Raw genomic sequence first — 19677 nt, forward strand, 5'->3', positions numbered from 1 at the left:
TCACCCCTGGCCCACGGGCGGGACGCGCTGCAGACGCAGGTTTCGCCATGTCGGCTGGGAGCTGCGGAAATCCACCGCTTCGCCATCGCTGGTGAACAACAAGCCTGGCTCCACTTCGGTGACCAGGCGGATGCCATCGATGTACAGCCAGCCCTGTCGCTGCTCCAGCACAACGGACATCGACGGTTTTCCCCACTGGTCGATGCGATAGCGCCCCAGCCAGGGTTGCCAATGGGGCGCCTGCGGCCCCGTGGGCCCATCGATGGGATCGTTCTGGTCCAGGCCGTCCTCGCCGTTGCTGCATTCCAGGTGCGCCGGCAGCATGTCCGTCGCCGCATGGTAGCGGTACGTCGCAACTTCTCCATCGGTGTCCACGGTGATCACTTGGTCGCCGTCGATGGCCGCAAAACGGCCGCCCACAGCTTGCGCCCCACGATGCAGTTGCAGTTCACCGCTTCCGGCAACCACGATCTTCGCCTTGCCGCTGCGCCCGATCCAGCTTCCCGCCATCCGCTGCACCTGGTCCTGGATCAACCTGATCGGCGCCAGGGAAGACAGGGGCACACGCGGCTGACGAGGCCCGAAACGCGCCGACAACAGCTGATCGAGCAGACGCTCGCCAATGCCGTACCCCGCAGACGTCGCGCGATTGAACATCGCGGCAAATCCAGCGTTTGCCTGCCTGCAGTAGGTGAACACGCACCCGAACCCGAAGCCCCCGCCGCGGTGGTGCAGCAGCCTCACCGATGTACTGCCGTAGAGGCGTTCGCTGCGCATTACACCGAGCCCGTAGTCACCGCCCAGGCCGAAACCATGCATCTCGTCCCAAAGGTGAGGCTCGAGCAGTTGCTGCGCACCGGATCGACCGCTACCGAGCAGGAAGCCAAGATACTTCGCCATGTCGGCGGCACTGGTCCAGACGCCTCCCGACACCACCAGCGGCGTCACCGGCGGTACCTGCGCATGGCCTTCCTGGGTTCCCAGTGCCCGCCCCTTGCTTGCCAGGTAGATCGAGGCATCGGCCGTACTGTCGTGCATTCCCAGCGGCTCGAAGATCCGGCGCTGCAGCCAGGCCGGATAGCTGATGCCCGCAACCTGCTCAATGACATGACCGGCAAGGTCGAAGCCCAGGTTGGAGTAGCGATAGCGCGTACCCACTGGAAAGCGCAGCCATGTCTGCGAGATGCTGCGGACGTGCGCATCAAAGCCCGGCGACGCCGGTTCGTAGTTGTTGCCCAGTGGCGCCTCGTGCGTGAATCCCGCGCGATTGGCAAGCAGCAGGCGCAGGCTGATGCGCTCCTGTGGATCATGCTCGAAGCGGCTGCGCACCGTGAACGACGGCAGATAGCGGGTAATGGGCGCGTCCAGATCAAGGATGCCGTCCTGCACGGCCAACAGCACCGCCACCGCCGCGAAATTCTTCGAGGTGGACTGGATGCTGAACATCGTGCTGGCGTCTACGGCCGCGCTGCCCTGGCCTGATACGTGACCGAAGCCTTCAGTCCAGCGCACCTGCCCGCCTTCGACCAGGCAGACGGCAGCGGCACCGATGCCGCTGCCGTCCATGGCCGAGCGGATCACGCCGCGTTCCGCGTCGATCAGGCTCCCGGTGGTGACGGTTGGCTGCGCCACCGCAGCAACGCCGGTGGCCATGAGCGTGGCCGCCGGAACGGCAGCAGCGTTGGCCAGGAAGGCGCGACGACTGAGCGTACCAGGCATCAGATCACTCCACTTCGGGATGCCGCCATCTTCCCGCCAGCAGAAATGGCGGGGCATGTGTCATTCGGCACAGAGTGCGGTGATCGACAGTGCTGCACCTTCGCCGGCTGCGCAGGCCTCAGCCCGGAGAGAGCGGCAAGCGGATTCCCTGCGCCGCAACAAAGGCGCGGCACTCGCTCCAATAGGCCTGTGGCGGTGCCCGGAGCTCTGGTCGTGACCAGTCGTCGGTGATGTGCAACGGCTCGGCACCGGGTCCGAAGCGCGTGAAGGACCAGAACGTAAACAAGGACTGAATACAAACCAAGGCGGACCGGGGGAGGCTGCACCACTTTTCCGTTCTCTGCGGGCGATGCAGATGTGCACAAGACGATCGAGTCCATCTCTGGGGACTTGCATGCACTCCGTTTCAGTTGCGCGAGCAGCTCCAACGTTGTTGCGTCGCCTACCCGACCCAGTGTTAATCGCAAGGAAACTGCACCACCCTCATGGAATACAGAAGTTCATCGCAGAAATTCGCTGCAGCACTCGTCGTTGCCGTACTCGCCACGGGAGCGGTGGCGGCCCTTCTCCTCCTTCGCCCCACGCCACAGTCCTCGCAAACGGCACCGAACGTTGAACAGGCGGGCGGGCAGCGCAAGGATCCTTCTGCGCCGACACCCTCGGCTGCGTCACCCGCGTTACGGCCTGCCAACAGCACGAGCATGCTGTTTCCTGGTGTTCCGCAGAATCGCGATGGAATGGAACCCAAGGACGATGATCCATTTGATGGGCGTAGCCGCGAGGAGCAACGCTGGCTGGATGAACACGGCTATCCGAATACCGCGCAGTGGGCTTCCTATTCCAGCGCGCCCGATGCGTTGCTGGAACAAGCCGCCCACGGCGGCGACAAGCTTGCGCGCACCATGCTGGACTCGCGAAAGCTGCCCGATCGAACCGCCTTGGACCGGATGATGTCGTCCGCAGTGGACGGCAACTACTTTGCACTGCAACTGCTTGCGACTCATTTCGCATCCACCGGTCGAGCGGGAAACATCAACGCATACGCGGTTTCGCGCGTCCTGGAGATGCGCGCAGACCCTTCCGCCGCGCTTGGCAGGGAAATCATGTTCTCTGCACCGCTCACTATCGAAGAGCGGATGCAGGGGGAGGCCGAAGCGCTTCGTCTGAATGCCACATTCAACCAGCTCTACCAGGAACGAACCGGCGTCCCGTTCGTTCCCGATTACCGCCCGTTCCCCGTTGACAACTCGCAAGGATGGCAATGAAACCTGCAAGTAAATTCGTCCTGGCCACCGCTGCTTTCACCGTTACCGGTGTTGCTCTGGCCTGCACCGTTCTTCCAATGCTCCCGTTCTCGATATCGGTCGACCTGAAGGATATCGCGGCGGCCAAGCAAGCCGGTGCCTCATCCGCAGATGCGCCCAACCGGGCATTCCTGAAGAAGCTGGATGAGACCGCTGAAAGGACGTTCGGTGCGGATGCATGGCGCAACACGTCCTTCGTCGGCAACGTCATGTACAAAACAAAAATCATGATGATGACCGGCTCAAGCATGATCACCGTCAGCAAGCCGTGCGGGAAGTCGGCAGAAGAGTCAGGCGGCACCGAGGACAGCTTCGCCTCGACGCCCCCGTCTGGCGGTGGTGGTGGTGGCAGCACTGGCGGTGGTGGCGGGATCGGCGGCTGGTTCCCCGGTGGTGGCGGGTGCTTCGGCAACTGTCAGCCGCCGCCGCCCGGTCGCGTTGGTCCTATCGAGAATCTGCCACGATCCTGAGGGCACCACAATGAAAGGGCATCGCCGCAAGGTGCTGCCCTTGGCGCCCCTGACGCACCAGCCAGACGCCATCGGGGCGTCGTCTCTGGACTTCGCTGGACGTCAATGTGGTGGGCCCACCAGGATTCGAACCTGGAACCAAGGGATTATGAGTCCCCTGCTCTAACCGTTGAGCTATAGGCCCGGCGCAGCGCCACAGTGTAGTGGAGCCTGCGCTCAACCGGCTACCCGCCGGCGCCAAGACACACTGGAAAACCCTCAGCCATCGCTGCGCAACGCCGCGCGCCCAGGCTTGCGCAACAGCTGGCTCACCCAAACCGCGCGCCCATCTCCCGCACCCGCTCGGCGTTCGCCCCCGCCAATGACCGCATTGCTGGCGACTGGATCCGCCCGTCAACAGCCACGCACTGCCAGAATGCTTCAGCCACCGGTGCCGCCCAGCGCAGATGCTGCAGATCACCACTGCCCAGCGGTGCGACCGGCGACAGCGGCTCGTCCGCGCGCAACACGCCCAGCTTTGACGGCGCCAGCGACATCGGCAGCATGTCGTAGACCGGCGCCAACGGCAGCGGGCCGCGATCAACGAAGTGGAAGGCGATGTTGCCGTGGTGCATGTCGCTGTTGCCGATCAGCCGCCCGAACGCGTGGCGTCGGCCCATCGCCTGCACGGTGTCGGCCGTCAGCCAGCCTTGATCACGCAGTTCGGCGCCTGCAACCGGCCACGCTGGGGTGACCTCGCCGGTGAACGCGGACGATAGCGACAGCAGCGAGACCAGGCCTCGCCGCCCCAGCAGATTGGGCGTGCGGTCGAAGCGCTCGATTTCCAGGAAGGTGTGCGTGGGCGACTGCAGCAGTTCACTGCACGCCGCGGCTTGTCCGGACTGGCGCAGGGCCTCAAGCGCCAGATGTTCGCAGACCAGCAGATCGCTCCAGCGCTGGGCGGCGGCGCCTTCATCGGGCTGCGCGAACTTGACCAGCACCGAGCGGCGCCTGCCGTGGACCTCCACGGTGGCGGTGAACTTGGGTTGCTCGCCACCCGGCGAGGAGCCCACATCCTCTCCGTCCAGCGCAGCACGCGCACGCTCGCGATACTGTGCAAGACGATCGTCGGCCGCAACCCGATCGATCGGCGCCTGCAACGTCTCCATCGCCGCCTCCACAGCAGCGATACCGAGCAGCAGATCGCCCGCTTCAGTCCCGCCAGCGGTTACCAGGGCCATCAACACATCGTCCGGTTGCCAGCCCTTGAGGTCCTTCGGCAGGCCGAGCGCCTGCCCACGGCCATGGGCGAAGCTGCGACCAAGAAATCCCTGCGGTCGCAGGTCATCCAGGTACCACGGTAAGTCAGGAAAGAAGGCAGCAACGTCACCTTCGGGCGCGCGTCGCAGGTTCGGGCAGTCAGGCCCGGCGTCGACATGGAAGCCGCCTCCTACCAGCGCAATTACCCGCCCCAGCTCCTCCAGCGTCGCATCTTCGCGCAGCCGGTACAGCGGCCATTCGCTGCCTGCCCGGGTGGGCCGCCGCAGCGCATAGGCGGTTGCCCGCGTTCTGCCCATGCGCACCACCTGCGGGCCACTGGCGGCCACCAGCCGGCTGAGCGCCATCCGGTCCACCCCCAGACGCTCGGCCAGCGCCGCGGCTGGTAGCGGCTGGCCGGGGGCCAGCTGAGCGATCAGATCCAATACCTGTGGGCGTTGAGCGCGTGGCATGTGCATTACGTAATACGAAACTTGTTACGTAATTAGCATCAAAAAAACGGGACTGCAAGCACGATCTTGCATCTATGAGCCTGAAAATAATGGACATATTCACGAAGCGCCAGCTTCGATGCGGATCTTTGTTATATTATTTGTTACGTAATTATATGGCCCTGCCGAGCACTGGCGGGGCGTTACAGGGATGTGGTGGCAAAGAAAAACCCCGCCGAAGCGGGGTTTCTCTCAACACATCAGCCATCGCCGGATATCAATCGATATCCAGGAAGCTGCGCAACTGCTCCGAGCGGCTCGGGTGACGCAGCTTGCGCAGGGCCTTCGCTTCGATCTGGCGGATGCGCTCGCGGGTCACGTCGAACTGCTTGCCGACCTCTTCCAGCGTGTGGTCGGTGTTCATGTCGATGCCGAAGCGCATGCGCAGCACCTTGGCTTCCCTCGGGGTGAGGCCGGCCAGCACGTCGCGCACGGTTTCAGACAAGTTGATGTTGGTGGTGTTCTCGATCGGGGACTCCACGTTGGTGTCCTCGATGAAGTCGCCCAGATGGGAATCCTCGTCGTCACCGATCGGGGTTTCCATCGAGATCGGCTCCTTGGCGATCTTCATCACCTTGCGGATCTTGTCTTCCGGCATGTCCATTTCCTTGGCCAGCTCCTCCGGCGTGGCCTCGCGGCCGTACTGCTGGAGCATCTGGCGGGAAATGCGGTTCAACTTGTTGATCGTCTCGATCATGTGCACCGGGATACGGATGGTGCGCGCCTGGTCGGCGATCGAGCGGGTGATCGCCTGGCGGATCCACCAGGTGGCGTAGGTCGAGAACTTGTAGCCGCGGCGGTATTCGAACTTGTCCACCGCCTTCATCAGGCCGATGTTGCCTTCCTGGATCAGGTCCAGGAACTGCAGGCCGCGGTTGGTGTACTTCTTGGCAATCGAGATCACCAGGCGCAGGTTGGCCTCGACCATTTCCTTCTTGGCCTTGCGCGCCTTGGCTTCACCGTAGGCCATGGCACGGCTGATTTCCTTCAGCTCTTCCAGGTCCAGCTGGGTCAGCTTCTCGATGTCGATCGTCGCCTGCTGTTCGGCAATGATCTGGTCCTTCACTTCGCGCAGGGCCGACGACCACTTCTGCTTGCGCTTCAGTGCGTCTTCCACCCATTCCAGGTTGGTCTGGTTGCCTTCCCAGGAACGGATGAAGTCCTTGCGCGGCATGCGCGCGGTGACGGTGGCCAGGTTCAGCACACGGCGCTCATGCGACTTGATGTCGGCCATGGTGTCGCGCAGCTGCTTGGTCAGCACGTCGGTCAGCGGCAGCGGCAGCTTCAGGGTGACGAACACCGCCGACATCTCTTCGCGCAGGCGCGGCAGGTTCTTCTTGTCGCCCTTGGTCGCGGCTTTCTTGAACGCATTGAAGGCATCGCTCAGCGCCTGCATGCGCGCGGCGACTTCCTCCGGGTCCGGACCGGTCGGTGCGGCTTCTTCCTCGCCACCCTCGACATCATCGTCCTCGTCCTCGTCGCCTTCGGCGTCGGCATCGCTGCTGTCATCGGCAGCGACCGCCGGCGGCGCCGGCTCTTCGTCGACCAGATCATTGAACCCGACGATCACTTCGGCCAGGCGCTTCTTGCCTTCCTTGTGGGCTTCGTAGTCGTTCAGCAGCGACTCGACCGACACCGGGAACTGGCCGAGCGCGGCCTGGACCTGGGAGAGGCCTTCCTCGATGCGCTTGGCAATGGCGATTTCGCCTTCGCGGGTCAGCAGCTCGACGGTGCCCATTTCGCGCATGTACATGCGCACCGGGTCGGTGGTACGGCCACCTTCGGTGTCGAGCGCGCTCAGCGCGGCGGCAGCTTCTTCGGCCGCGGTGTCATCGACTTCGCGGTTGCCGGTGTTGCCGTCGTTGAGAAGCAGGGTTTCCACATCCGGCGCAACTTCATGGACATCGATGCCCATGCCGTTGATCATGCCGATGATGTCTTCGATCTGTTCCGGGTCGACCATGTCGTCCGGCAGATGGTCATTGACTTCGGCGTAGGTCAGGTAGCCCTGTTCCAGGCCCTTGCTGATCAGTTGCTTGATTTCGGATTGGGCAGGACGTTCGTTGGCCATGTAGTGCTCGCGCCACCGGCTGGGTAGGAAATAGGGAACGTAGCATTATACCAGCCCGGGGCCCCGCCTGCCGGGCGGTGGTCCCGCAGGCTCAGGGCCGGAGAAGGAAGGTCACAGGACCGTCATTGACCAGGCTGACGACCATATGGGCACCAAACCGGCCTGTTTCCACCCCTGGCGCGTGATTTTCACGGCAGATCTCGACAAATTGATTGAACCCGCGTTCAGCCTCCTCCGGCGCTGCGGCGCTGGTGAAGCTCGGCCGCATGCCCGAACGGGTGTCAGCGGCCAGGGTGAACTGGCTGACCAGCAACAGGCCGCCGCCGGTGTCACGCAGCGACCGGTTCATTTTCCCGGCCTCGTCGGCGAACACCCGGTAGCCCAGCAGGCGCTCGGCCATCCGTCGCAGCTGGGCCTCGGTATCGCCCGGCTCCATGCCCACCAGCGCCAGCAGGCCTGGTCCGATCTGGCCCACGGTTTCATCATCTACATGGACAGCAGCCTGGCTGACACGCTGGATCAGGACGAGCATCTGGGCTTCCAATGAACAGGGCCGGCCACGATAGCAGCGCCCTTGGCTAAACTGGCGCCGATGAATCCGCAACGCAAAGCCCGGCTGGTCCACCGCGCCACCACCCTGTTCGCCCGCCTGCCCTGGCCGCTGCTGCGGGCGTTCGCGCGCACCCTGGCGTGGGCCTGGATCCGTCTCAACGCCCGTGAGAGCCGTGTCACCCGGCGCAACCTCGAACTGGCCTACCCCGACCTGGACAGTGCCGCGCGGGACCGCCTGCACCGCGATCTCCTGCGCTCCACCGCGCTGCAGGCCATCGAGACCCTGCGGCTGTGGAGCCAGAGGCCGGCCGACAACCTGCGCCTGCATCTGAAGCAGCGCCACGGCGAGGCCCTGTACGACGCAGCCCTGGCCAGCGGCAAGGGCGTGATCGTGGCCGCGCCGCACTTCGGCAACTGGGAGCTGCTGAACCAGTGGCTGGCCTCGCGCGGGCAGATCGCCATCGTCTACAAGCCGCCGGAGGACGAGGCCAGCGATGCCTTCCTGCAGCTGGTGCGCGGCGGCCAGAACGTGCAGCAGGTGCGCGCCGAGGGTCCGGCCGTGCGCCAGCTGTTCAAGGTGCTCAAGGACGGCGGTGCCACCGGCATCCTGCCCGACCAGCAGCCCAAAGCCGGCGACGGCGTGTTCGTGCCGTTCTTCGGCGTGCAGGCACTGACCATGACCCTGGTCAACCGACTGGCCGAGCGCACCGGCGCCACCGTGCTGTACGGCTGGTGCGAGCGCATCGGGCCGGGCATGCAATTCGCCCTGCACATCGAACCGACCGACCCGGCCGTGGCCGACCCGGACCCGCAGGTGGCCGCCACCGCGCTCAACGCCGGCATCGAGCGCATCGCCCGCCGCGACCCGGCGCAGTACCAGTGGACCTACAAGCGCTATACGTTGCGGCCGCCGGGCAGCGGCGAGGAAGACCCGTACGCAACTGAGGAACACCCCCACTGACGGCCGCCTGCGACCACTGGCCGCACCACGTTGAATACGACGCCGTCGCCCCCATAGAGACTGCGATGTCCGCCTCCCCCGATCCTGCCATGCCTGCTGCTTCTTCCCTGTTCGGCGATCCGGCCGCGATCCGCTGTGAGCGCGCGGTGGCCGAACTGCGCGCCGGTCGCCCGGTGCTGCTCCACGATGGCCACGGCCAGCGCCTGGCGGTGATCGCGCTGGACAGCGCCACGGCCAGCAGCTTCGCTGCCTTCGCCAATGCCGCCCGCGAGCGGCATTACCTGTTCCTGACCGCCACCCGCGCCCGCGTGCTCGGCGTGGAGGCCCCGCAAGGCGCACGCCTGCCGCTGGCCGGCGTTGCCTTCGATGCCCTCCCCTCGCTGGGCTACCTGCGCGAGCCGGGCCCGATGCCCGACGGCTGGACGGCGGGCGATGCCTTCGATGCCGGCGCGGTGGAGCTGGCCCGCCTGGGCCTGTTGCTGCCGGCGATGGTGGCGGTACGCCTGGACGTTGATGACCGCACCTTCGAGGGTGCCGCCGAGGTGGCCCTGTGCGACCTGGCCGAAGGCGCAGCACATGCGGCCCACGACTACGAACTGGTGGCGCGTTCGCCGGTGCCGCTGCGCGACGTCGGCATGACCACCTTCGCGGTGTTCCGCGGCGGCGTGGCCCAGCGCGACCAGGTCGCGATCATCGTCGGCGAACCGGACCTGTCGGCGGTGGTGCCGGTGCGCGTGCACTCCTCATGCCTGACCGGCGACCTGTTCGGTTCGCTCAAGTGCGACTGTGGTGACCAGCTGCGGCGCGGCCTGCGCAAGCTGAAGGAGCTGGGCGGCGGCGTGTTGCTGTACCTGGACCAGGAAGGCCGTGGCACCGGCATCGCAGCCAAGATGCGTGCCTACGGCTACCAGCACGACGGCCTGGACACCATCGACGCCGATGCGCAGCTCGGCTTCGGCGCCGACGAGCGCCGCTACGGCAGTGCGGTGGCCATGCTGCACGGCCTTGGCATTTCGCGCGTGGCGCTGCTCAGCAACAACCCGACCAAGGCACAGCGCCTGCGCAATGCCGGCATCGAGGTACTGGACTGCATTCCGGTCACCGGCGAGATCACCGCCGAGAACGAGCACTACCTGCGCACCAAGGCCGATCGCGCAGGACATCTGCTGGACGTGGATGCGCTGATCCAGGCTGCCCAGTAACGCAGCCGACCTGCTACCGTCTGCGCGATGCGGCTACCGCCGCCACCGCTCGCCCTGCCACCTGACGGAGCCCGCGTGACCGACATCTCCCTGACCGCTCCGCCCGCCGACGCGTGGCAGTCGCTGCCGCGCCGCGCCGCGCGGCTGGCGGCATTGGAAGGCGCTTTCGGCGGCCTGTTTGTGCCAGGCCTGCCGCTGGCGGCCGCATGGTGGTTCTTCGATCTACCCGGCGGCGCGTGGGTCGCCGCCCTCGGGCTGCTGGCAGGGGCTGCATGTGGCGCATGGCTCAGCCACCGCCGCCTGGTCCGCACCCGTTGGCGGCTGGACGCACAGGGCCTGGGCCTGCGGCGAGACCTGATGTGGCAGCTGGAAACCCGTATTCCCATTTCGCGCGTACAACACCTGGACCTGCGCAGGGGCCCGCTGGAACGCCGTGCAGGACTTGCCACGCTGATCGTGCATACCGCCGGCACCCGCATGAGCGCGGTAACCGTGAGCGGCCTGGATGAAACCGACGCCGAGCGTCTGCGCGACACCCTTTCGCACCAGCTCGACCAGGACGCTGACGCCCTGTGAGCCTGCCACCGCCTCTGCCTGCAGCACTGCGCGCCGGTGGCGAGGACCACCGCCTGCACCCGTGGTCATGGCTGTTCGTGCTGCTGATGCAGCTGCGCCACTACTTCCTGCCGCTGGTCGCACTGCTGGTATTCGGTCAGCGCGGCGACCACGATCCGATGTGGGCGCAGTTGATCCCACTGTCGGCGATCGCCGCGCTGGTCCTGGTCTCGGTGCTGCAGTACCTCAGCTACCGTTACCGCATCGGCAGCGATGCGATCACCGTGCGCAGCGGTCTGCTTGCGCGCAACCGGCGCGAGATTCCGTTCGCCCGCATCCACAACGTGGAAGTGCGGCAGAATCCGCTGCACCGGCTGTTCGGCGTGGCCGAGCTGCGCCTGGAGTCGGCCGGCGGCGTGCGCCCCGAAGCGGAAATGCGAGTGCTGAAGCTGGACCAGGCGCTGGCGCTGGAACGTCTCGTGCGCCAGCGCGGGCAGGCACCACAGGCCACCGACGCTGTCCCCGCGCCTGCGGTCACCGTGGCCGACTCCGAACACGTCCTGCTGCGCCTGTCCAGCTGGGACGTGATGCGCATGGGCCTGCTCTCCAATCGGGGCTGGGCACTGGCGGTTGCCGCCTTCGGCGTGCTGTTCCAGACCGTGCCGCGGCCGGTGATGGACGAAGCCATCCAACGTGGTGGCCGCGAGGCTTTCGGTTACGCCAGCCACCTGCACCCCGGCGTGGCAGGCGCTTTCCTGCTGCTGGCCGCCGCACTGCTGCTGGGCTGGCTGGCGCTGCGCGTGCTGTCGGTGGTACTGACCCTGCTGCGCTATCACGGCTTTACCCTCAGCGAGCAGGATCGCCGCCTGACCGTCTCGGCCGGTCTGCTCAGCCGCACCCGCAGCAGTGTCGCGCGTCGCCGCATCCAGGCCTGGACGCTGCGCGAAACCACCCTGCATCGCTGGTTCGGCCTGCGCCAGCTGCGCATCGACAGCGCTGCCGGTGGCCCTGCGCGCGATGAGGACCGCGCCCTGCGCGAGCTGGCACCACTGGCCCAGGCGACGCGCTGCGAGCAGCTGGTGCAGCACCTGTTGCCTCAGCTGCAGTGGCCGCCGACGCAATGGCACTCCATTCCGCAGCGTGGCTGGTGGCGGCTGTGCTTGGGAACGCTGCTGCTGGTACCCCTGCTGGCCGCAGCCGCGTACTGGCGCTGGGGGCCATGGGGCCTGCTGGTGCTGGCGTGGCTGCCGGTGGCGCTGCTGGTCGCTCATCGGCAGATGGCACGCATGGCCTGGCACCTGGACGAGCACTACGTGGCAGTGCGTGGCGGTTGGTGGAAGCGCTGGTGGCGCTGGGCCGAACTGGACAAGGTGCAGGGCCTGCGCCTGCTGCGCTCGCCGCTGGACAAGCTGTTGGGCACCAGCAGCCTGCAGCTGGATACTGCCGGCGCGCATGGCGATGTGGCATTGACCCTGCACCATCTGCCGCAGGCACAGGCGCAGCAGGTGATGGATCAGCTGGCTGCGGCGCTGGCGCGGCGCAAGCTGCGCTGGTAGGTAGTGCCGGCCGCTGGCCGGCAACCGCAGACATCCCCGAGCTTGCCGGCCAGCGGCCGGCACTACCGCGAGCGGGGGCGCGCATCCACGCATGGCATGGATCTACTCTAGAGCCGAGCCAATGCTCGGCTTACCGCTGCGACGGGCCCCAATAGCCCAGGTCCCTGCGGATCTGCAGATCACGCATCCAGCTGCCGAACGGCTTGCGCCGCAGCGCGCCCATTTCACCGGACAGGAAATCCTCGGTGGCCGCGATTACCCGCTCGCTGGACAGGCCGTCGCGGTACGGATGGATGGCATCGGCATAGCGCACGATCTCCGCCTGCAGCGCCGCGTCCGGGTGCAGCGCACGCGTCAGCATCGCCTGCAGCTGCGCAGGATCATTGAAGTCGATCATGTGTGGCTTGGGCACGCGGTTGCGGAAGGTCACCACCGGCTTGTGCTGCACGATGAACTCCGAAACGATCGACGAGGTATCCGACACCAGCACATCGGCGGCGCGCTGCGCGGCCATCACCTGCTCCGGCTCGATGAAGCGGGCATTGGCGCCGGCCAGCGCGCGGTAGCGTTCGAACAGGTCCTGCGGGCACTTCGGGTGCAGGGTGAGAAGCCAGTAATGGTCACCGGCGGCGATATCGGCGGCGATCTGCGGGTGCAGGTGCGGCGCTGCGCTCAGGCGCTCGGTGAAGGTCGAACCGAACAGGATCACCGGGCGTCCTCCAGCGGCGGCGCGCAGCGCGGCGCTCTCGCCACCATCGTCGCGGAACAGCGGATCCAGCTTCGGCCAGCCCGTCTCGGCCACCACGAAGTGGCCCTGCAGGGCCGCGATCTCACGAAACGGCGCGGTGGTGGCCGGCCCCTGCGTGCAGTACAGGTCGAACATGCCGCGCACCCGGAAGTGGCCGCGCGCGCTGTCCCGCTTCTCCACGTTGAAGCCATGGAACAGCTGCACCTTGGCGCCCGAAAGGAACGTCGGCACCCAGTTGGCCGCGCTGAACACCGCCCGCGGACGCAGGGCCAGGGCCTGCTTCAGGCCCACGTTGGGCACCCCCGGCAGGCTGCTGCCGGCCGCGCCGTCCTCGAACCAGGCCGCCACCTCCTGCCCGGATGCGTGCAAGGCCTGCGCCAACGGGGCGAGAATAGGCAGCGCATAGCGCTCCGTCGCAAACAACAGGTACCCGGCCATCATGTCCTCCACGACCGCTCCCATCGAACGGCCTCGCATCTCGGCGTGCATTATCGCGTTCAACGAGGCCGGGCGCATCGGCGACTGCCTGGCCTCGCTGGCGTTCTGCGATGAGATCGTGGTGGTGGACTCGTACTCCACCGATGCCACCGTCGCCATCGCCGAAGCTGCCGGCGCCCGTGTTCTGCAGCGCCGGTTCGACGGTTTCCGCAGCCAGAAGGCATTCTGCGTCGAGCAGGCCCGCCACGACTGGGTACTGTGCCTGGATGCCGACGAACGGATCAGTCCGGAACTGCGCGCGGCCATCGAACAGGCCCGCGACAGTGGCTTCAGCGGCCATGCCGGCTACCGTTTCGCCCGCCTGTCGGAGTATTTCGGCAGGTTCCTGCGCCATGGCAACGCCTACCCGGACCGAGTGTTGCGCCTGTTCGACCGCCGCCAGGGCGGCTGGCGCGGCAAGCGCGAGATCCACGAGGCTGCCAGCGTCGACGGCAGCGTCGGTACCCTGCGCGGCGACCTGGTCCACTATCCCTACCGCTCCTTGCAGCAACAGCTGGCCAAGACCGAGAAATACGCGCGGATGATGGCCGAGCACGAGTTCGCACGCGGCAAGCGGGCCACGCTGGGCAAGCTGGTGCTGGCGCCGGCCTGGCGGTTCTGGCGCGGCTTCCTGTTCCGTGGCGGCTTCCGCGACGGCTGGCATGGACTGGTCTATGCCTACGTACGCGCCAACTACGTGCGGCAGAAAACCATCATGCTGTGGATGCTGGGCAACGGCCAGGCCGTGGCTGACCCGCCGAACCCCTGATCGCCCGGCCCTGTCCGGGGCGCCGCTGGATCACGCCCCGGTGATTGCCCGGTGGCGCGCGCCCTCGACGATCGACAGGCCGGTCAGCAGGCCGACCAGGGTCACGTAGAAACTGGCTGTCATCTGGTGCGCGAACATCGACTGGGTCAGGCCGCACAGTGCGTAGGTGATCACCAGCATGATGCCGGCTGCGGCCGGCCCCCGGAAGGTCGACCGTCCGCTGCGGCGATGCAGGCGCACGAACAACCAGAGCGGGATGCCATACACCGCCAGCAACAGCAGCAGGCCCGGTACGCCCTGGGTCGCTGCCCATTCGGCAACATCGTTGTGCGCATGCCCCAGGTGGCAACGCAACTCTTCCGGGTTCTCACGGCAGACCGGCACGCGCAGCATCGCGCTGTCGAAATGACCGATGCCAACACCCACCAGCGGGTGGTCGAGGAAGGTCTCCCAGGCCACCTGCAGGCGTTCCACGCGGGCACCGGCGGAAGAATCACTGTCGCCCAACTCCATCCGCTGCACGTCACTGTGCAGCTCGCTCAGGCGGACCTGGTGGCGCAGTTCCGGTACCGACAGCAGCAGGGTCGCACCGATCGCCAGCATGCCTGCCAGCACCGACAGGCGCGCCGCGCCGGTGCGCCAGCGCAGGCTCAACGTCAGCACCACCAGCAGCGCCAGCAAGGCGGCGAACACACCGCGGCTGCCGGTCAGCACGATGGTGCCGCAGCCGGCCGCCATGCCGAGGATCACCAGCGACCAGCGCCGCGACGGGCGACAGAACACCAGCAGCACCATCAAAACCATCACGATGTCGGCCAGCACGATGGCGTTGGTGAACAACTCTGCGCGCGGGGCGCCACCCAGCACCTGCCACAGTGACATCGAGAAGGCGGCGAGCAGGCCGGTCAATGATCCGTACCAGAGCCACCGCAGGTTGGGACGCAGCGCGCAGACCCACAGCGCGATCCACGGGATCACCACGAACCGCGACCGGTTGTCGACGTCACGCAGGCCCTGCTCGAACAACACTACCGACATTAGGCCGAGCGCCAGCACCGCCAGCATCAGCCAGGCCAGCACTTTCACCGGCTGGCCGGCCATCCCGCGCGCGCGCCACAGCAGCTCCGGCGCCAGCAGCGTGCTCAGCAGCAGCAGCAGGCCATACGGCAACAGGTTGATGGGCACGGTCAGCACCAGTGCCGGCAGGCAGAACAGGCCCAGTTGGGCCAGCCCATGCGCCACCCGCTGACGTCCGCCGGCGGGAACGCCCAGCGGATCGCCGGCCATGAGGTTCAGGTTGTCCGGTGAAGCTGGCACGTCGGGAAGTATCGCTGCAATCGGCTGGAAAGAACGGGAAGGGGCGGTGCAGGCCATCCCGGCCTGCTGTTTTACTGCCTTTGACCCCGCTTGGGCAGACTGGACAAGCAGGAAGGGGGGGACTAGTCATGTTCCTGCAGACGCCGTTCACGTTCCCGCTCCTCTGCGGTGACCACGCAGGGCACCTTCACCGCCGTCGCCGGCACCAGCCACCAGCGCCGCCGGTTGGCTACGCCGGCCAGTTCAGAGCGGCTGCGGTCGACGCACGACAGCATTGCGTACTCGTGGACCAGCAACCAACGGCGTTCGGGCGCAAGCCGCTGCCAGCGCGTGGCCGCAATCAGCTGCTCGTCCCAGTCCGACTCGAAACCGAAGGTCGCTGCGGGGCGGTCGGCCAGCAGCAGATGCTGTTCCTTCCAGGCCACCAGCCCAAGCTCGGCATCCGGGCCCAGCCGTGTACCAACCGTGCGCATCAGGCCGCGGGCGGAACTGGAATCGTTCAGCAGCGGGTAGCCGACCAGGCTGTACAGCACCCAGACCATCGCCAGGGTGGACACCAGCGCCAGATGCCGGCGACGACCGCAGGCCAGCAGGCTCAATGCGCCCCACACGCCCATCGCCAGGATCGTCCAGGCCAGCGCGTCGACGGCGCCGGGCGCCAGTCCGCGGCTGTGGGTCAGGCGCAGCTCGAAGGCCGGGTCGCCCAGCACCGCCATCGCGCCAGCCAGGACCAGGCCCAGTGACAGCAGGCCGGTGAACACTCCCACCACGGCCTGCACATCGCGCCGCTTCAGCAGCCCCGGCAGCAACGGCGCCAGCGCCAGGCAGAACATCGGCAGCGCCGGCAGGATGTAGACATCGCGCTTGCCGTCGGGGATCGAGAAGAACAGCACCACCATCAACCACCAGGACAGCGGCAGCAGATAGCGCGGATCGCGCCGGCGCAGCCGCCGCAACCAAGCCGGAAGCGCCCACGGCAGCAGCAGGAACGCGGGGATCCACATCGACGGCATGATCGCCAGGAAGTACCACCAGGGCTGGTGGTGGTCCCACGAGTGCGTATAGCGACGCGCCGTCTGCTGGAACAGGATGTCGTCCATGTACGCGCGGTATTCGTCCGAACCGGTGGCAAAACCGGCCAGCAGCATCGGCGCCAGCCACAACGACACCGCCAGCAGGAAGGCCAGCGGCGCCAGCCAGAAGCGGGCATCGCGCGCGTGCAGTGCCACCCGTGGCCATTGCAGTACCGCAGCGGTCACCGCCGGCACGATCATCAGCAGCGCCAGCATGCCCACGCCCTTGGTGATCACGCCGATGCCAGCGAAGAACCAGCCCAGCCACCACCAGCGCCAGCCTGGTCCCAGCAACAGGTGGCGCAGCAGGCCGTAGTTGGCCAGGGTGATGAACAGCAGCAGCAGTGGATCGATCTGCGCCTTCTTCGCCTGGAAGGTGAACTGCAGCGCGAACAGCAGCGCCCAGCCGGCGTAAAGCCCCACCCGCCGTGTCCACAGCCGCCGCCCGAGGTCGACCACGCACCACAGCGTACCCAGTGCCGCCAGCAGCGACGGCAGCAGGAAGGCCACGCGCCACTGCCCGACCAGGCCGTACAGCGTAGCCTGCCACCACATCAGCATCGGCGGCTTGTCCGAATACAACTCGGTACCGCGGTGCGGGAACAGCCAGTGGCCGCTGTCGACCATCTGCTTGGCCACCAGCGCAAAGCGCGGCTCGTCCGATGGCCACGGATCACGAAGGCCCAGCCCGGCCCCCAGCAGCAGCAGGGCCATCGCCACGAACAACCACGTCTCGCGCGACGCGCGGGAATTCAGCATGGGACTCGGAACGTCAGCGGGGGTCAGGCTGTTTTTAGCAGACGCGCGTAAAAGAATCCGTCAGCATCGCTGTCACCCGGCAGTCGCTGGCGCGCGATTCCCTCGCAGTCCAGGCCGAATCGGTCATCCAGCGGCTCTGCCACCGCGTCCGGGTGCCATTTCAGGAACGCCCGCACCTGGTCGATGTTCTCCGCACGCAGGATCGAGCAGGTGGCATACAGCAGCACGCCGCCCGGACGCAGCATCGACCAGCAGGCCTCCAGCAGGCGGGCCTGCACACCGACCAGCGCATCGATATCCTCGGCACGTCGGTGGAACATCACATCCGGCTGCCGCCGGATCACGCCGGTGGCCGAGCACGGGGCATCGAGCAGGATCGCGTCGAACGGCACGCCATCCCACCAGGCACCCGGATCACTGGCATCGGCAGCCAGGGTCTGCGCATGCTCGCCCACGCCAGTGCGAACGTAGGTGTCACGTGCACGGGCCAGACGGCGCGCGTCGATATCCAGCGCCAGCAGGCGCAGGCCGGGGTCGCGCTCCAGCAGGTGCGCCGACTTGCCACCGGGGGCCGCACAGGCGTCCAGCACGCGGGCACCGGCCGCCGGGGCCAGCGCGTCGGCCGCACACTGCGCCGACAGGTCCTGCACCGAGATGGCGCCTTCGGCGAAGCCGGGCAGCTGATTCACGGCAACCGGCGAGGCCAGGCGCAACGCGTCGGCGCTGAGCGGACTGGCTTGCGCGGTAATGCCAGCTTCGGCCAGCGTCGCCAGTGCCTTGTCGCGGCCGCCCTGCTGGCGGTTGGCGCGCAACCACAACGGCGCCGGCTGCAGGCTGGCGGCAAAGATCGCCTCGGCCTGGGCCGGCCAGTCGCGCTCGACGGCATCGGCCAGCCACGCCGGGAAGGCATCGCGCGCAGGCTGTTCCGGGAAACCTTCGCGCTGCGCGCGGCGCAGGATCGCATTGACCAGGCCCGCCTGGCGCTCACGACCCAGGGCACGCGCGGCATCGACCGTGGCCGACAACGCCGCGTGCGCCGGCAACGCCAGCACGTCCAGTTGGGCGAACCCGACCATCAGCAGCGTGCGCAGGTCGGCATCACGCGCCGACAGCGGCTTCTGCATCCACGACTGCAGCGCCGCGTCATAGGTACTGCGGCGGCGCAGGACGGCGAAGCACAGCGCTTCCAGCAGCGCGCGGTCGCGGCTGTCGGCCAGCTTCGGCAGCGCCCAGGCCAGTTCGGCCTTCAGCGACCGGCCACGGGTGAACACCTGTGCCAGCACGCGTGCGGCCAGCATGCGCGTGGCCGCTCCCGGCGCCGCCTTGGCGACGGAGAAATCGTTCTGCTTCGACACCGCTTATGCTCCCACGCGCAGATCGCGGCGGGCGTTGAGGTAGTCGGCCGCAGTAATCGCCTTGCCACCTTCCCGCTGCAGTACACGCAGGCGCAGTGCGCCCTGGCCACAGGCGATGTCGATGCCATCACGGCCGGCGGCCAGCACCGTGCCCGGCGCCTGGCCGTGGTCTGCCTCCAGTGCCACCGCGCCATGGATGCGCACGCGTTCGCCGGCCAGCGTTGCCTCGGCGATCGGCCACGGATTGAACGCGCGCACGGTACGCGCCAGCGCGCCGGCGTCCTGCGCCCAGTCCAGCCTGGCTTCGGCCTTGTCCAGCTTGTGCGCATACGTCACGCCCTGTTCCGGCTGCGGCCGCGCGATCGGCTTGATGCCCGCGCGCAGCAGGCCCAGGCCATCGGACAACACCTGGGCACCAAGCTCGGCCAGCTTGTCATGCAGCTGGCCGCCGGTATCGGTGGCCGCGATCGGCAGCTCCTGGTGCAGCAGCACCGGGCCGGTATCCAGGCCGGCCTCCATCTGCATGAGGCAGACGCCGGTCTTCGCATCGCCGGCCTGGATCGCACGCTGGATCGGCGCGGCACCGCGCCAGCGCGGCAGCAGCGAGGCATGCACGTTCCAGCAGCCATGGGTCGGAATGGCCAGCACCGCCTTGGGCAGGATCAGGCCGTAGGCGACCACCACCATCAGGTCCGGCTGCAGGTCGCGCAGCTGCCGCTGGGCAGCTTCATCCTTCAGAGATTCGGGCTGGTGGACCGGAATGCCACGGGCCACGGCTTCGAGCTTGACCGGCGACGGCGCCAGGCCACGGCCACGGCCGGCCGGGCGGTCAGGCTGGGTGTAGACGGCCACGACCTCGTGGTGGCGCGCCGCAGCGCGCAGCGACGACACCGCGAATTCCGGCGTACCGGCAAAGACAATCCTCATGGCTACCCCACTTGCAGGATGGATTCGTGCAGGAAAGAAAACGGCGCCGTCGGCCGGCGCCGTACAGCCCGCGCTTGCCGCGCAGGCGCGGGCCACCCGAAGGGTGGCCCGGAT

General features: G+C 67.3%; 16 protein-coding genes and 1 tRNA gene. 7 read left to right on the plus strand and 10 right to left on the minus strand.

What is annotated here, in order from left to right; translation table 11 throughout:
* A complete protein-coding gene (locus O0J15_RS01315) occupies positions 1-1776 on the minus strand; it encodes a serine hydrolase domain-containing protein (protein ID WP_308304968.1) in 1776 nt (591 codons plus the stop codon).
* A 680-nt stretch (positions 1777-2456) separates the two neighbouring features.
* Here O0J15_RS01315 and O0J15_RS01320 point away from each other — a divergent pair.
* Positions 2457-2984 carry a hypothetical protein gene (locus O0J15_RS01320; RefSeq protein ID WP_019660765.1) on the plus strand — a complete coding sequence of 176 codons (528 nt, stop codon included), beginning with the start codon at positions 2457-2459 and terminating at the stop codon, positions 2982-2984.
* Positions 2981-3493, plus strand: a complete 513-nt coding sequence (locus O0J15_RS01325; RefSeq protein ID WP_155030172.1) for a hypothetical protein — start codon at positions 2981-2983, stop codon at positions 3491-3493. The genes O0J15_RS01320 and O0J15_RS01325 overlap by 4 nt, the downstream gene beginning before the upstream one ends.
* A 108-nt stretch (positions 3494-3601) precedes the next feature.
* Here the strand turns inward: O0J15_RS01325 and O0J15_RS01330 are convergent.
* The 4 genes from O0J15_RS01330 to dtd all read right to left on the minus strand — a co-directional run bounded on the left by O0J15_RS01330 (position 3602) and on the right by dtd (position 7844).
* A tRNA-Ile gene (locus O0J15_RS01330) sits at positions 3602-3677 on the minus strand.
* 124 nt (positions 3678-3801) lie between these two features.
* Entirely contained in the window at positions 3802-5175 is a 1374-nt protein-coding gene (gene yjjJ, locus O0J15_RS01335; RefSeq protein ID WP_308304969.1) for a type II toxin-antitoxin system HipA family toxin YjjJ, read from the minus strand.
* Positions 5176-5458: 283 nt separating this feature from the next.
* Positions 5459-7312, minus strand: a complete 1854-nt coding sequence (gene rpoD, locus O0J15_RS01340) for an RNA polymerase sigma factor RpoD (protein ID WP_019660768.1) — start codon at positions 7310-7312, stop codon at positions 5459-5461.
* Positions 7313-7403: 91 nt separating this feature from the next.
* Entirely contained in the window at positions 7404-7844 is a 441-nt protein-coding gene (gene dtd / locus O0J15_RS01345; RefSeq protein WP_019660769.1) for a D-aminoacyl-tRNA deacylase, read from the minus strand.
* A gap of 60 nt (positions 7845-7904) precedes the next feature.
* On the opposite strand from dtd, the gene O0J15_RS01350 reads away from it, so the two are divergent.
* The 4 genes from O0J15_RS01350 to O0J15_RS01365 all read left to right on the plus strand — a co-directional run bounded on the left by O0J15_RS01350 (position 7905) and on the right by O0J15_RS01365 (position 12138).
* Positions 7905-8825, plus strand: coding sequence for a lauroyl acyltransferase (locus O0J15_RS01350; RefSeq protein ID WP_021203245.1), 921 nt, complete (start codon positions 7905-7907; stop codon positions 8823-8825).
* Between the two features lie 65 nt (positions 8826-8890).
* Positions 8891-10027, plus strand: a complete 1137-nt coding sequence (gene ribA / locus O0J15_RS01355) for a GTP cyclohydrolase II RibA (protein ID WP_134735057.1) — start codon at positions 8891-8893, stop codon at positions 10025-10027.
* A gap of 75 nt (positions 10028-10102) precedes the next feature.
* Entirely contained in the window at positions 10103-10603 is a 501-nt protein-coding gene (locus O0J15_RS01360) for a PH domain-containing protein (protein WP_021203244.1), read from the plus strand.
* Positions 10600-12138 carry a PH domain-containing protein gene (locus O0J15_RS01365; protein WP_134735058.1) on the plus strand — a complete coding sequence of 513 codons (1539 nt, stop codon included), beginning with the start codon at positions 10600-10602 and terminating at the stop codon, positions 12136-12138. Before O0J15_RS01360 ends, O0J15_RS01365 begins: the two co-directional genes overlap by 4 nt.
* A 130-nt stretch (positions 12139-12268) precedes the next feature.
* On the opposite strand, the gene O0J15_RS01370 is transcribed toward O0J15_RS01365, so the two are convergent.
* Positions 12269-13327 carry a CDP-glycerol glycerophosphotransferase family protein gene (locus O0J15_RS01370; RefSeq protein ID WP_308304970.1) on the minus strand — a complete coding sequence of 353 codons (1059 nt, stop codon included), beginning with the start codon at positions 13325-13327 and terminating at the stop codon, positions 12269-12271.
* Between O0J15_RS01370 and O0J15_RS01375 the strand changes: the two genes are divergently transcribed.
* Positions 13326-14132: a glycosyltransferase family 2 protein gene (locus O0J15_RS01375; RefSeq protein ID WP_021203241.1), complete on the plus strand. Its 807-nt coding sequence runs from the start codon at positions 13326-13328 to the stop codon at positions 14130-14132. The genes O0J15_RS01370 and O0J15_RS01375 overlap by 2 nt on opposite strands.
* Before the next feature lie 30 nt (positions 14133-14162).
* Here O0J15_RS01375 and O0J15_RS01380 read toward each other — a convergent pair whose 3' ends face one another.
* From O0J15_RS01380 to fmt, 4 genes are all read right to left on the minus strand, one after another.
* Positions 14163-15419 (minus strand): O-antigen ligase, encoded by a 1257-nt coding sequence (locus O0J15_RS01380; protein ID WP_134730130.1) that lies wholly within the window; start codon positions 15417-15419, stop codon positions 14163-14165.
* Between the two features lie 152 nt (positions 15420-15571).
* Entirely contained in the window at positions 15572-17281 is a 1710-nt protein-coding gene (locus tag O0J15_RS01385) for a glycosyltransferase family 39 protein (protein WP_111098729.1), read from the minus strand.
* A gap of 23 nt (positions 17282-17304) precedes the next feature.
* Entirely contained in the window at positions 17305-18636 is a 1332-nt protein-coding gene (gene rsmB / locus O0J15_RS01390; RefSeq protein ID WP_021203239.1) for a 16S rRNA (cytosine(967)-C(5))-methyltransferase RsmB, read from the minus strand.
* A gap of 3 nt (positions 18637-18639) precedes the next feature.
* Positions 18640-19563: a methionyl-tRNA formyltransferase gene (gene fmt / locus O0J15_RS01395; RefSeq protein ID WP_164143981.1), complete on the minus strand. Its 924-nt coding sequence runs from the start codon at positions 19561-19563 to the stop codon at positions 18640-18642.
* Positions 19564-19677: the final 114 nt, after the last annotated feature.

The organism is Stenotrophomonas sp. Sm10 (assembly GCF_030985515.1).
GTDB classification, from domain to species: Bacteria; Pseudomonadota; Gammaproteobacteria; order Xanthomonadales; family Xanthomonadaceae; genus Stenotrophomonas; species Stenotrophomonas hibiscicola.

Excerpts from the sequence above, each read along its gene's own strand:
- dtd (WP_019660769.1), bottom strand. The coding sequence starts at position 7,844 with ATGCTCGTCCTGATCCAGCGTGTCAGCCAGGCTGCTGTCCATGTAGAT.
- O0J15_RS01320 (WP_019660765.1), top strand. The coding sequence starts at position 2,457 with ATGGAACCCAAGGACGATGATCCATTTGATGGGCGTAGCCGCGAGGAG.
- O0J15_RS01315 (WP_308304968.1), bottom strand. The coding sequence starts at position 1,776 with ATGCCCCGCCATTTCTGCTGGCGGGAAGATGGCGGCATCCCGAAGTGG.
- rpoD (WP_019660768.1), bottom strand. The coding sequence starts at position 7,312 with ATGGCCAACGAACGTCCTGCCCAATCCGAAATCAAGCAACTGATCAGC.
- O0J15_RS01350 (WP_021203245.1), top strand. The coding sequence starts at position 7,905 with ATGAATCCGCAACGCAAAGCCCGGCTGGTCCACCGCGCCACCACCCTG.
- O0J15_RS01375 (WP_021203241.1), top strand. The coding sequence starts at position 13,326 with ATGTCCTCCACGACCGCTCCCATCGAACGGCCTCGCATCTCGGCGTGC.
- O0J15_RS01370 (WP_308304970.1), bottom strand. The coding sequence starts at position 13,327 with ATGATGGCCGGGTACCTGTTGTTTGCGACGGAGCGCTATGCGCTGCCT.
- O0J15_RS01325 (WP_155030172.1), top strand. The coding sequence starts at position 2,981 with ATGAAACCTGCAAGTAAATTCGTCCTGGCCACCGCTGCTTTCACCGTT.
- ribA (WP_134735057.1), top strand. The coding sequence starts at position 8,891 with ATGTCCGCCTCCCCCGATCCTGCCATGCCTGCTGCTTCTTCCCTGTTC.
- O0J15_RS01385 (WP_111098729.1), bottom strand. The coding sequence starts at position 17,281 with ATGCTGAATTCCCGCGCGTCGCGCGAGACGTGGTTGTTCGTGGCGATG.
- fmt (WP_164143981.1), bottom strand. The coding sequence starts at position 19,563 with ATGAGGATTGTCTTTGCCGGTACGCCGGAATTCGCGGTGTCGTCGCTG.
- O0J15_RS01380 (WP_134730130.1), bottom strand. The coding sequence starts at position 15,419 with ATGGCCGGCGATCCGCTGGGCGTTCCCGCCGGCGGACGTCAGCGGGTG.